General features: G+C 31.4%; 10 protein-coding genes, 5 tRNA genes and 4 pseudogenes. 17 read left to right on the top strand and 2 right to left on the bottom strand.

Annotation, left to right across the window (positions count from 1 at the left end; genetic code table 11):
* The first annotated feature begins 85 nt into the window (after positions 1-85).
* The 3 genes and pseudogenes from AGR56_RS03205 to AGR56_RS03195 form a co-directional block, all read left to right on the top strand.
* The gene (locus tag AGR56_RS03205) at positions 86-430 is read left to right on the top strand and encodes a hypothetical protein (RefSeq protein ID WP_053241112.1); all 345 of its coding nucleotides are present in this window, start codon (positions 86-88) and stop codon (positions 428-430) included.
* 23 nt (positions 431-453) lie between these two features.
* Positions 454-1,170: pseudogene (locus AGR56_RS03200) on the top strand (ABC transporter substrate-binding protein); the annotation flags it as partial.
* A 35-nt stretch (positions 1,171-1,205) separates the two neighbouring features.
* Positions 1,206-1,673, top strand: a pseudogene (locus tag AGR56_RS03195) (peptide ABC transporter substrate-binding protein); the annotation flags it as partial.
* A 57-nt stretch (positions 1,674-1,730) separates the two neighbouring features.
* On the opposite strand, the gene dapB reads toward AGR56_RS03195, so the two are convergent.
* Both dapB and dapA read right to left on the bottom strand, forming a co-directional pair.
* A complete protein-coding gene (gene dapB, locus AGR56_RS03190) occupies positions 1,731-2,486 on the bottom strand; it encodes a 4-hydroxy-tetrahydrodipicolinate reductase (RefSeq protein WP_053241109.1) in 756 nt (251 codons plus the stop codon).
* A gap of 51 nt (positions 2,487-2,537) precedes the next feature.
* A complete protein-coding gene (gene dapA, locus AGR56_RS03185; RefSeq protein WP_053241108.1) occupies positions 2,538-3,416 on the bottom strand; it encodes a 4-hydroxy-tetrahydrodipicolinate synthase in 879 nt (292 codons plus the stop codon).
* Positions 3,417-4,129: 713 nt separating this feature from the next.
* Between dapA and AGR56_RS03180 the strand changes: the two genes are divergently transcribed.
* The 14 genes and pseudogenes from AGR56_RS03180 (at position 4,130) to AGR56_RS03115 (ending at position 12,594) form a co-directional block, all read left to right on the top strand.
* Positions 4,130-5,860 (top strand): ABC transporter substrate-binding protein, encoded by a 1,731-nt coding sequence (locus AGR56_RS03180; RefSeq protein WP_053241107.1) that lies wholly within the window; start codon positions 4,130-4,132, stop codon positions 5,858-5,860.
* Between the two features lie 58 nt (positions 5,861-5,918).
* Positions 5,919-6,886 (top strand): annotated as a pseudogene (locus AGR56_RS03175) (ABC transporter permease).
* Positions 6,887-6,897: 11 nt separating this feature from the next.
* Positions 6,898-7,809, top strand: coding sequence for an oligopeptide ABC transporter permease (opp4C, locus tag AGR56_RS03170; protein ID WP_053241106.1), 912 nt, complete (start codon positions 6,898-6,900; stop codon positions 7,807-7,809).
* A gap of 12 nt (positions 7,810-7,821) precedes the next feature.
* Positions 7,822-8,799 (top strand): ABC transporter ATP-binding protein, encoded by a 978-nt coding sequence (locus AGR56_RS03165; protein WP_053241105.1) that lies wholly within the window; start codon positions 7,822-7,824, stop codon positions 8,797-8,799.
* Positions 8,799-9,763: pseudogene (locus tag AGR56_RS03160) on the top strand (oligopeptide/dipeptide ABC transporter ATP-binding protein). The gene AGR56_RS03165 and the pseudogene AGR56_RS03160 overlap by 1 nt, the downstream one beginning before the upstream one ends.
* Positions 9,764-9,785: 22 nt before the next feature.
* Positions 9,786-9,977, top strand: a complete 192-nt coding sequence (locus tag AGR56_RS03155) for a hypothetical protein (RefSeq protein WP_053241104.1) — start codon at positions 9,786-9,788, stop codon at positions 9,975-9,977.
* A gap of 113 nt (positions 9,978-10,090) precedes the next feature.
* Complete coding sequence (locus AGR56_RS03150) at positions 10,091-10,375, top strand: small, acid-soluble spore protein, alpha/beta type (RefSeq protein WP_242851529.1); 285 nt, start codon at positions 10,091-10,093, stop codon at positions 10,373-10,375.
* Between the two features lie 71 nt (positions 10,376-10,446).
* A complete protein-coding gene (locus tag AGR56_RS03145; RefSeq protein WP_053243266.1) occupies positions 10,447-11,202 on the top strand; it encodes a class I SAM-dependent methyltransferase in 756 nt (251 codons plus the stop codon).
* 15 nt (positions 11,203-11,217) lie between these two features.
* Positions 11,218-12,111 carry an Hsp33 family molecular chaperone HslO gene (gene hslO, locus AGR56_RS03140; RefSeq protein ID WP_053241102.1) on the top strand — a complete coding sequence of 298 codons (894 nt, stop codon included), beginning with the start codon at positions 11,218-11,220 and terminating at the stop codon, positions 12,109-12,111.
* Between the two features lie 77 nt (positions 12,112-12,188).
* Positions 12,189-12,264 (top strand) — tRNA-Val (locus AGR56_RS03135).
* Between the two features lie 9 nt (positions 12,265-12,273).
* Positions 12,274-12,350 (top strand) — tRNA-Asp (locus AGR56_RS03130).
* An 11-nt stretch (positions 12,351-12,361) separates the two neighbouring features.
* Positions 12,362-12,437: transfer RNA gene (locus tag AGR56_RS03125), tRNA-Phe, on the top strand.
* A 4-nt stretch (positions 12,438-12,441) separates the two neighbouring features.
* Positions 12,442-12,516, top strand: a tRNA-Gly gene (locus AGR56_RS03120).
* A 5-nt stretch (positions 12,517-12,521) separates the two neighbouring features.
* Positions 12,522-12,594, top strand: a tRNA-Cys gene (locus tag AGR56_RS03115).
* Positions 12,595-12,783 lie beyond the last annotated feature (189 nt).

Raw genomic sequence — 12,783 nt, 5'->3', positions numbered from 1 at the left:
TTAAAAAAATAATCATAAAACTTATATATTTAGGACAAAATAGATAGACGAAATTTATTTTTTATAGAAAGGATGGTGTGTAAAATTGAAAGTTTCAAAATCAAAAGTAATTTCAATTTTTTTGATAATATTTATTATATTAGAATTATCATCCTGCAAAAGTATTAATAAAAATAAAAAGAAAGAACAAAAACAAAGCATTACGTATAACTTAACAAGTGAACCTCAATCATTGGATCCAGCGTTTAACTATTCTATAGAAGCAAATAATGTAATTGAAAATGTATTTGAAGGTCTTACAAGATTAGGTGATAAGGATAAAATAGAAAATGGTGTAGCTGAAAAATGGAATATTTCTCAGGAATATACTAATTATACTTTTTTCATAAGAAAAAAAAAAATGCAAAATGGTCTGATGGAAAAGAAGTAACAGCCAATGATTTTGAATACCAATGGAAAAGAATACTTAATCCAGCTACAGGTTCAAAATATGCATATAAATTATATTGTATAAAAAATGGTGAAGATTATAATAAGGGAAAAGTATCAGAAGATAAAGTTGGGGTGAAAGCTGTAGATAAGTATACATTAAATGTACTTCTTCAAAACCCAAATTCTAAGTTTTTAGCAATTACCGCATCGCAAACTTTTATGCCATTCAGAAAAGATATGGTAGAAAGTAAAATCGATAATAATATAAGTAATGGACCGTTTGTAATTAATTCATGGCAGAAAGATAAGAATATGACTTTCAAAAAAAATAAAAACTATTGGGATAAAAAGAATGTTAAATTAGAAAGTCTTAAATTTACCTTTGAAAAAGATCCTAAAAAATATTATAAAAATTATAAAGAAGGAAAAATTGATGTTATAGATTTCCCACCTAGCAGTGATACTGATAAATTAATAAAAAATGGTGAAGAAAAGGAATATCAAGTTGAAGGGATAGGTTATCTTAATGTTAATTTAGAAAAAGTTCCAGATTCGAAATTAAGAAGGGCAATTTCCTTAGGAATTAATAGAAATATAATATTAAATAAGATTTCAAGCGGAACTGGAAAAGCAGCAGTTAGTTTAATTCCATTAGATATTAAGGATAATAATGGTAAAACATTTAGTAAAGCGTATTATAGTAATGATGGCGATATAAAACAGGCAAAAGCCTTTTAAATGAATCTACACAAGGAAACAGTGTACCTGAATTAAACTTATTATATATTGAAGAAGGAAACAATAATATTATAGCAAAAACTATAAAGGATATGCTTAAGAAAAATTTGAACATTGATGTAAAATTGTCAGGATATGATTCTAAAAAGTTTAATGAGGAAGTAGGAAAAAAGAATTATTCCCTGGCTTTGGAGGATATAGTTTCTGATTATTCAGATCCAATGATATTTTTAGACGCTTTCATAACAGGAAGAGGGGAAAATACGTCAGGATATAGCAATCCTAAATATGATTCATTAGTAGAGGAAGCTAAAACTAAAAATACAGAAAATAGTAAGTATGATGAGATGGGAAAAGCAGAAAGTGTACTTATGGAGGATATGCCCATAATTCCTATTTATCAGTTAAGTATAACAAGATGCAAAAAAAATTATATAAAAGGTTTAACCACAGATAAATTTGGAATAATAGACTTTAAAAAAGCTAGAATAGAGAAAGGATGAGAAATAAAAATTTAACTTCTATTTCTCATCGTTTAACTTTAAATGATTTTTGTGATTTTATATGTCTAATACATCTCCCATATCATAAAGACCAGAAGTTTTACCAGTCATAAAGTTACATGCTTTAATAGCACCTACTGCAAAAACTTCTCTTGAAATCGCTGTATGCTTAAGTTCTATTGTTTCACCTTGTCCTGCAAACAAAATTTCATGCTCACCAACAATACTGCCCCCTCTAACAGCATGAATTCCAATTTCATTATGTTTTTTAGGACTTATGCCGCTTCTACCATTTATAAATGAAATATTATCGTTGCTTATAGAATTTTTAATTGTATCCGCAAGTAAAATTGCAGTTCCACTTGGGGAGTCAACTTTTTGATTGTGGTGTTTTTCAATTATTTCGATATCATAATTATCATAAAGCATTTGACTTAATTTTTTTAAAATTATATTAAGTGCATTAATTCCGATAGACATATTAGCAGAACGAAAAACTGCATGTTCTTTGCTAAAATCTTTTATTTTTTCAAGCTGCTCATCAGAGTATCCGGTAGTACATAAAACGATAGGTACTTTATTTTTAGCTGCGTAATCTAAAATTGAATCAAGAGAATCTGGTCTTGAAAAATCAAGAAGCACATCACAAGGAATATTTACTTCTTCTATAGATTTAAAAAGTGGGTAAGAAAAGTTTTCATTTGAAAATTTATCTATTCCAGCTGCAATTGAAACATTATCTCTATTATTAGCAGTATTTGTCACAGCATGCCCCATCTTCCCGCCGCATCCGTTTAGTAAAATTTTTGTCATAAAATTACCTCCATAATTTTTAAGATTTATTGGTTAAATAAACATCCTATATTATAATATACCATAATTTTTTAATTCATTTTTTAAAACATTAAGATTTTTATCTTCCATACTGCATAGAGGAAGCCTTAGGCTGCCAACATTCATTCCTAAAAGATTCATAGCTGTTTTAACAGGTATGGGATTGACCTCTATAAATAGACTATTAATTAAGGCTAAAGAATCTAATTGTAATTTTAAGGCTTCAGAGGTTTTGCCATTCAGATATAGCATACACATATCATGTACTGTTTCAGGAATGATGTTTGCAAGAACAGATATTACACCCTTTCCGCCTAAGGACAGTATAGGTATGATTTGATCATCATTTCCAGAGTATATATCAAATCTATCGCTACATAAAGCTTTAATTTTGGCTATCTGACTAATGTTTCCGCTTGCCTCTTTTATTGCAATAATATTTTTTAAATTGCTCATTTTATACAAAGTGTCTGGAAGTAGATTTACACCTGTTCTTCCAGGAACATTATATAGTATAATTGGAATATTTACATTATCATTTATTTTTTTAAAATGCTCAATTAAACCTTTTTGAGTGGCCTTATTGTAATAAGGTGTTATAACAAGCAAACCGTCTGCACCAGCACCTTCTGCAAATTTGCTCATTTTAACAGCCTCGGAAGTATTGTTACTACCTGTGCCTGCAATTACTGGGATCCTTTTGTTTACTACATCTATAGTAAATTTTATTGTTTCCTTTTTTTCATCTAAGGTCATTGTTGAGGCTTCTCCACTTGTTCCACATATGACAATTGCATCTGTATTATTGGCAATATGCCAGTTGAGTAAATCCTTCAGTTTGTTAAAGTTTACTCCATTATCAGTGAAAGGTGTTATTATTGCAACAGCAGAGCCTTTAAAAATGCTCATAAGCTTCACTCCTCATAATATATTTTAAAATAAAATTATCTATAATATTATATAATGCTTGAGTAAAAAATATATAATTTTATTGCGTTTAATATGAGAAATAATAAAGTTTTTTTTAAGGAATTTATGAATTTATTTATTATCTTGCAATTCATTAAATAAGAATTGAGAATTTGTTAAAATTATGGCTATAAAATAAAAGACTTATCATTGAGGTGTAAGAAAATATGTAAAAAAATATTAATAAAAAATATTTTATTCTTTTTTATTAATAATTATGCAATATAATAAAAGACAAGTATATGGTAAAAACAAGGAAATTAAATTTATATTAAATAAGATGTGCATGAAATATCATGTTTGTAGAGGAAATAGTAAATATATAAGTATACAATCTTTCATTGGTATGGGCAAAAGAAAAGTGTATTTATTCAAATATGATAATCATCAAATAAGTAAGTCATAAATTGTAAACGTTTTAGGACAATCTGGTAGGGTTGACCAAAAAAAAGAAAAATGATAATATTAATATTATTAAAAATGAAAAACATTTTAGATTTAATTTTTACATAAGTAATTTTTAATGATTATACATATAAATATACATCCCAAATATATATTATTATATAAAGATGTTAAATATATTGGTTAATTAAATTTAATTTGTTTTATATTGTAAAAAGATTTATTATAAATTTTAAGGGGGAAATAACATGAAAAGAAAAAGTTTAGTTACTGCACTTGCAGCAGTTATGAGTGCTTCGGTATTGTTAACTGCATGCGGTCAAACAAGCTCAACAACAAGTGGAAATGATGAAAAGAAAACAGATTTAACAAAGGCAACATCTACAGTTATAAAAGCAACAGATACTAGTAAGTTACCTGCTAGTGCTAAAGCTAGAAAGGATACTATGGTAATAGGTATGCAATCACCAGATGCAGGAAACCTTATTCCTTATTTATCAGATAGTTCGTATAACTATTATTTATGTGAAATGCTCTATAGTTCCCTTGGAAGTATAGCTGATGATGGTACTCCAGTACCAGGTATGGCAAGTTGGAATGTATCATCAGATGGATTGACTTACACATTTAAAATAAAGGATGGAGCTAAGTACAGTAATGGTACACCAGTAAAAGCTGACGATGTAAAGTTTACTTTTGAATATTTGTTAGATCCTAGTTATAAGGGTAAAATGTTTGACCCTACAACAACTTATATTAAAGGTTGGGAAGCCTTCAATAAAGGAACCTCAAAAGATCTTGAGGGAGTAAAAGTAGTTGATGATAAGACAGTTAAAATTACACTTGAGCAAAAGAATGCCACAGCAATTTATACTCTTGCAAGTACTTTAATAATGTCAAAAGATTATTTTGGTAAAAACTATGCACCTGGAAATGATGCAGCTGTAGATGCACTTCAAAATGCCCCTGTGGGAGCAGGAGCTTGGGTGCTCAAATCTAAAAAAGATGGTCAAGAATATGACTTTGATGCTAATGATAAGTATTGGGGTGGGGCTCCTAAGATTAAACATATATTGATTAAGAGCGTTACTGATGATACAGCTATTCAGGAAATTAAGACAGGCGGCGTTGATATGATAGAAGCTTCATCTACAGTTTGTAGTGAAGAAAATGTCAGCGAACTTACAGATGCAGGATTTATAAATATGCGCATAAATCCTACTTGGGGATATGGATTGCTTTACATTAATAATAAAAATCCAATGTTTAGCGATGTAAAAGTTCGTAGGGCTTTAGCTTATGGTCTTGATAGAGCTAATATAGATAAGGCAGCATATGGTAAATATGCACAAGTTATTAATCAGCCTTTGCCAGTAGTTTCTTGGGCATATGATGCATCAGGAATAACAAATTACAAATATGATCCAGATAAAGCTAATAAACTTCTTGATGAAGCAGGCTGGAAAAAAGGTTCTGATGGAATAAGAACAAAAGATGGGAAGAAATTCCAAATACACTTTTTACAATCTACAGGTAATACTGTAGCTGATAAATTTGTTGCGGTTGCAAAGGAAAATCTTAAAAAAATAGGAATTGATTTTGTAGCTGAACCTATGGAATTTAAACAAGTTCTAGCAAAGACAACTTCGCATGATTTTGAAATGACATTTATGGCTACAGGGTTTACTACAGCTGATCCAGATCAATCGGCAAGTTTTAAAACAAATGGAATTCAAAATTATCAACAGTATTCTAACAAAAACATTGATGATCTTTCTAATCAAGAGTTGAAAGAATTGGATAAGACTAAAAGAAAAGCTGTATTTAAGAAGCTTTATAAACAACTTAGTGATGATATGCCAATAATACCTTTATATGAAAGAAATGATATGTATCCAATAAGTTCAAAAATAACTGGAATTGAACCTACAACATTTAAAGATTTTACTAATTACTTGTCAAAAGCAGAAATTAAATAAACTTTATATGCCTGGCGGAATAAGCCGTCGGGCATAGTTTTGGATTGGAGGAAATTTAATGAGACAGTACATAACACGAAGACTGCTTCAAATGATACCAGTATTAATTGGAGTTTCATTTTTAATATTTATGATTTTTACTTTTGCTCCAGGGGATGCAGTATCTTCTTTAGTTGCAGCGCATCCTAATATGTCTGCGGTTAAGATTGCGCAACTTAGGCATTTATATCATCTCGATGAGCCTAAATTAGTACAATATGAAACTGGCTTGTTGGTTTTTTACATGGCGATTTAGGACAATCTGTAAAACTTAATCAGCCGGTTTCTCATATTTTAAATACATATATTTGGAATTCATTTTATCTTCAGTTGGTAGCTTTTATAATTTCTACTATTATAGCCATTCCTATTGGAGTTATATCTGCAACAAAACAGTATTCATTTTTCGATTCTGCTTTTACTGTTTTCGCACTTATAGGTATATCATTACCATCATTTTTTATGGGACTTCTTTTAATGAAATGGTTTGCTGTTGATATGCGTATTTTTCCAGTTTCAGGAATGACAAGTGCGGGTATGAACTATAAAGGTTTTAAACTTTTAGTTGATATTGCACAGCATATGTTTTTGCCTTGCTTAGTTATAACCTTAATTAACGTTTCAAGTCTTATGAGGTATGTTAGAATGAGTATGCTTGAAGTAATAAAACAGGATTATATAAGAACTGCTAGATCAAAGGGACTAAAGGAAAAAGTAGTTATATATAAGCATGCTCTTAGAAATGGTATGATACCAGTAGTCACAATACTTGGAATGAGCATTGGAACTTTGTTCTCTGGGGCTGTAATTACAGAGCAAATATTCGCATGGCCTGGAATTGGTAAGCTTACAGTGACTTCCATTAATGATAGGGATTATCCTGTTTTGATGGGTATAAATATGATTATGGTTGTTTTCACTTTACTTGGAAATCTATTGGCGGATGTTTGTTATGCATTAGTTGATCCAAGGATAAAACTTAAATAGGAGGGGTTGAGATGGAAACTAAAATTGATGTAAAAAAAGAACAAAAAGAAAAAGTTTTAACTCCTGGTAAAATTGTTTGGAATAATTTTAAAAAGAACAAATTTGCTATTGTTGGATTATTTATTATAGTATTTATCGTTTTATTTGCTGTTGTTGGACCTTTTATGACTGGATATGGTGAAAATGGAATAGATTACGCGGCTATGAAGGGAGCACCTAATATACACCATTTGTTAGGAACTGACGATCTTGGAAGAGATGTACTTACAAGGCTTATGTATGGTGGAAGAATATCCATTGCTGTTGGTGTATTTTCTGTTATTATTGAAGTTATACTAGGGGCTTTACTTGGTGTAATATCAGGATATTACGGCGGAATAATGGATTCTATTATAATGAGAGTAGTTGATATATTCTTATGTATACCTTTCTTGCCAATTTTAATAGTTTTGGGAGCTATGATGTCAGATTTTCATGTTAGCCCAGGCGCAAGAATTATATGGTTAATGTTTATTATAGCGTTTCTTAGCTGGCCTTCTCTTTGCAGACTTGTACGTGGAGAAGTGTTATCCCTTAGGGAGCAAGAATATATGCAGGCAGCTGAAGCACTTGGTATTAAGGATACAAGAAAAATGTTTAAACATCTTTTACCTAATACATTACCTACTATAATTGTAACTGCTACTCTTGGTGTAGGTTCCAATATACTTACTGAATCAGCACTTAGCTTTTTAGGACTTGGAGTTATAGCTCCAACTGCTTCTTGGGGAAATATGATACAGGTTGTTAATAATTTATATACATTGCAGCATTATCCTTGGCTTTGGATACCACCTGGTGTTTGTATATTTTTAACAGCTATGAGTATTAATGTTGTTGGTGATGCACTTAGAGATGCGCTCGATCCAAAACTTAGAAGGTAGGAGGATATAGGTATGGCAAAAGAATTATTAGAAGTGAAAAGCTTAAACACATATTTTTATACTCAAGCAGGCGTTGTAAAAGCTGTTAATGATGTAAGCTTTAAAATAAATGAAGGGGAAACAGTGTGTATTGTCGGAGAATCCGGATGTGGAAAAAGTGTAACATCTATGTCGATTTTAAAATTGATACCAAGTCCTCCTGGAAAGATTGTTTCTGGTGAGATATTATTTAAAGGAAAAGATTTACTAAGTTTATCAGAAGATGAACTTCGAAAAGTAAGAGGAAATGAAATTTCAGTAATATTTCAAGAACCAATGACGTCTCTAAACCCTGTATTTACAATAGGATATCAAATTTCTGAATCCTTGATGCTTCATAAAAATTTATCAGAAGCTGAGGCTAAGAAGGCATCAATAGAGGCTTTGAAGTTGGTAGGAATACCTAGAGCAGAATCGATTTTTGAATCTTACCCCCATGAATTAAGTGGAGGTATGAGACAGCGTGCTATGATAGCAATGGCAATATCATGTGATCCTGAACTTTTAATTGCAGACGAGCCAACTACAGCTCTTGATGTTACTATTCAGGCGCAAATTCTTGATCTTATGAGGGATTTAAAGAAAAAGATAAATACTTCTATTATGCTTATAACACATGATTTAGGTGTGGTTGCAGAAATGGCGGATTACGTTGTTGTTATGTATGCTGGCAAAATTGTTGAAGAAGCTCCTGTGCGTGAATTGTTTAAAAATCCCCTTCATCCATATACTATAGGGTTACTTAAATCTAAACCTTCAATAAATGATGAGGTTGATAGATTATACTCTATACCAGGACAGGTTCCTAATCCAGTAGGTATGCCAGAAAATTGCTATTTTTGTGAAAGATGTGAAAAGGCTAAAGATATATGTAGTAAAAAACAGCCACATTTGGTACAGGTTAATGATGTACATAAAGTTGCATGTTGGCTTTATGAGGAGGGAAAATAATGGCTGAAACTATATTAAAGGTTGAACATTTAAAGAAATATTTCCCTATAACAGGTGGCTTTTTTCAGAAAACTGTAGGTCACGTTAAAGCAGTAGATGATATTTCTTTTGAATTAAAAAAAGGTGAAACACTTGGACTTGTTGGAGAATCCGGCTGTGGAAAAAGTACAGCCGGAAGAACAATTTTAAGACTAATAGAAAGAACAGCTGGAAAAGTAGAGTTTGAAAATAAGGATATATTTCTATAGGTAAAAAAGAACTAAAAAGAATTAGGCCTAAAATGCAAATAATATTTCAAGATCCTTATAGTTCACTTGATCCTAGGATGACTATAGGTGAAATAATAGGGGAAGCCCTTATAGACCATGGTATGGCTGATAGAAATAATGTAAATGATATGGTACTTGAGACAATGAACACTTGCGGTCTTGCATCATACCAAATTTCAAGATATCCCCATGAGTTTTCCGGTGGTCAAAGACAAAGAATAGGCATAGCAAGGGCTCTTGCTTTGAATCCTGATTTTATAGTTGCAGATGAGCCGGTTTCTGCGCTTGATGTTTCTATACAGTCTCAAATAGTTAATTTACTTTGTGATCTTCAGGAGAAAAAGGGTTTTTCATATTTATTTATATCTCATGATTTAAGTGTAGTTAAGCACATAAGCACTAGGGTAGGAGTTATGTATTTAGGTTCTCTTGTGGAACTTGCTCCAAAAGAAGAAATTTATACTAATCCTCTTCATCCATATACAAAGGCTTTGCTTTCTGCTGTACCTGTTCCAGATCCTGATTATAAGAGAAATAGAATAATACTTAAGGGAGATATCCCAAGTGCTTCTAATCCTCCTTCAGGCTGTAAGTTTCACACTAGGTGTCCGTATGCTACTAAAAGATGCTCGGAGGAAAATCCTGAATATAAGGATGCTGGAAGTGGACATTTTGTTGCATGTCATTTAGTTTAATAGCAAAGCAAGAGGTGATATCATGAAAAATGAAAAATTAAATAGGCTTTTAAAGCGTAGATTAAGATCGAAAAAAGATGATCAAGAAATTACCTATGAAGATATTCTCGCTATGGTTATAGCAGGATTTCAGGTGTTTATGCCTATTTTTATAATGATTGGTCTAATCCTCTTTATAGTGCTAGTTTTTATATCAAAAATTTGGCTTAAGTAAATTCTCTTTTAGGGGAATTTACTTTTTTTTTAAGAAGATACTCTTTTTTATTTTTATGAATAAAAATATTAAATCATGAAAAAATAATATATAATATATATTATTTTGGAGGGATACATCATGGGGAAAACACCACTAAAAAAGTTATTAAGTCAAAAATAAAATCCAATAAGAAATTGACAACTCTTGAAGAGCAAAGAGAAAAAATGAAATATGAAATTGCTGCTGAATTAGGGCTTAAAGATAAAGTTGATGAGCTTGGATGGAGTGCACTTACATCAGAGGAGACAGGAAGAATTGGTGGGATAATGACAAAAATGAAAAAGAAACTTAACATTCCTAAAAATGATGAAATATTAAATCGTGAATATTATGATGAAAATTATGATGAGAATTAAATATTATATTTGATTATTATGTGCGAAACCTATATTATATAGAGTGGAATGTTTTTATGAAAGGTGATTTTATGGAATACAATAAAGGTTTTGCGCATATTTATGATGAACTTATAAATCCAGATATAAACTATAAGAAATGGTCTAAATACATATATGATGTATGTTTAAAAAGTGAAATAAAATTTGATAAATATCTTGATTTAGCCTGTGGTACAGGTAATTTAACAGAAAATTTGTGCACTAAGTTTAAAGATGTGTGGGCAGTGGATATGTCAGAAGATATGCTCTGCGAGGCAGAAGAAAAGTTTAGAAACAAAGGCTTTAAGGCAAAATTTATTTGTCAGGATATATCTAAATTAAGTCTAAATATGAAGTTTGACTTAATTACGTGTTGTTTGGATTCTACAAATTACATAACGTGCGAAAATGATTTGAAAAGTTATTTTAGTCAAGTTGAAAAATCTCTTGAGGATGATGGATTGTTTATATTTGATATAAATTCATGTTATAAATTAACCAAAGTTCTTGGAAATAATACTTTTGATTTTGATAATGATGAAGTTGTTTATGTATGGGAAAATAGTTTGGAAGAAGACATTGTAAATATGTATTTGATGTTTTTTATAAAAAAAGAAGATAGTATTTATGAGCGATTTGATGAGGAGCATCAAGAACGAGCCTATAGTGAATTGCAATTAGACAAATATTTAAATGCAGTAGGACTTTCTGTTATAAAGAAAGTAGATTGTTATGAAGAAAAAGATATAAATGATCATACAGAAAGAATAACTTATATTGTAAAAAAGACAAGAAATATTAAGTAAAATGGAGGCTTTTTTATGGCAGATAAATTAATAAGAGCTGTTGCTAAAAATGGAGAAGTGAGGATAGTCGCAGCCATTACAACAGAACTTGTAAACGAAGCAGTAACTACACATAAATGTGCACCTACAGCATCAGCAGCGCTTGGGAGAATGCTTACAGCTGGATCTCTTATGGGATCAATGCTTAAAGGTGACAAGGATGTTTTAACTTTAAAAATAAATGGTGGAGGAATAGCTAAGGGTGTAACTGTAACTGCGTATAGTGATGCTCATGTAAAAGGATTTGTAGGTAATCCTAATGCTGATTTGCCAGCTAATAATCTTGGTAAGCTTGATGTGTCAGGTATAATTGGAAAACAAGGTAATCTCAGCATAGTAAGAGATATGGGACTTAGAGAGCCATACGTTGGCCAAGTACCTATTTATACAGGGGAAATAGGCGATGATATTGCTTACTATTATGCATCATCTGAACAAGTACCTTCAGCAGTTGGATTAGGAGTGTTAGTGGATAAAGATTTATCAATAAAGGCAGCAGGTGGATTTATAATACAGATGATGCCAGGAGCAGATGAACTTGCAGCAGATTTGATAACATATAGACTTCAAGAAATACCATCTATAACTGAATTCATAAGTGATGGAAAATCAATTGAAGAAATTTTAGAATTTATATTTGAAGGTATGGACTTAAAAATATTAGATGGAAGTTTAGTACCAGAATATAGATGTGATTGTTCAAAAGAGAGAGTTGAAAGAGCACTTATGAGTATAAGTATGAGTGATTTAGAGGAAATATATCGTGATGAGAAGCAAGAAGAAGTAGTATGTAATTTTTGCGATAAAAAATATACTTTCACACATGAGGATATAGGTACACTTATTGAAAAAAAGAGAAAAATTAAGTAAAAGAGTATTGACATGCCAAGATAAGTAATATATAATATTATTTGTCTTGGCAATAGTTTATTGTTAGATATGATTGTGGGCGCTTAGCTCAGCTGGGAGAGCATCTGCCTTACAAGCAGAGGGTCACAGGTTCGAGCCCTGTAGTGCCCACCACAATTTTATGGCTTGGTAGCTCAGCTGGTTAGAGTGCTGGCCTGTCACGCCAGAGGTCGAGGGTTCGATCCCCTTCCAAGTCGCCATATTAATTATTGGCCAGATAGCTCAGTCGGTAGAGCAGAGGACTGAAAATCCTCGTGTCCCTGGTTCGATTCCTGGTCTGGCCACCATTTTGCGGGAGTGGCTCAGTGGTAGAGCGTCACCTTGCCAAGGTGAACGTCGCGAGTTCGAATCTCGTCTTCCGCTCCAATTTTGGCGCTATAGCCAAGTGGTAAGGCAGAGGTCTGCAAAACCTTTACCCCCAGTTCAAATCTGGTGGCGCCTCCAATTATATAATAGTGTTTTAAAAGTAGCTTATACAGTAACTTGTAAGATGGTTAACTGTATAGGCTATTTTTGCAAATATAGCTTTATTTTAAAGTAGCCTTCTAGAGTAAGTTTATAAGGGTATTTTTATAATAAATTTAATATTTGAATTTATTTTGAAAAATATTGGTATACAGGCATAGCTTGGGT

The organism is Clostridium sp. DMHC 10 (genome assembly GCF_001270375.1).
Classification (GTDB): Bacteria; Bacillota; Clostridia; order Clostridiales; family Clostridiaceae; genus Clostridium_S; species Clostridium_S guangxiense.
The sequence above is the reverse complement of the archived record's forward strand: the minus strand, read 5'-3'. Positions and strand labels throughout refer to the sequence as shown.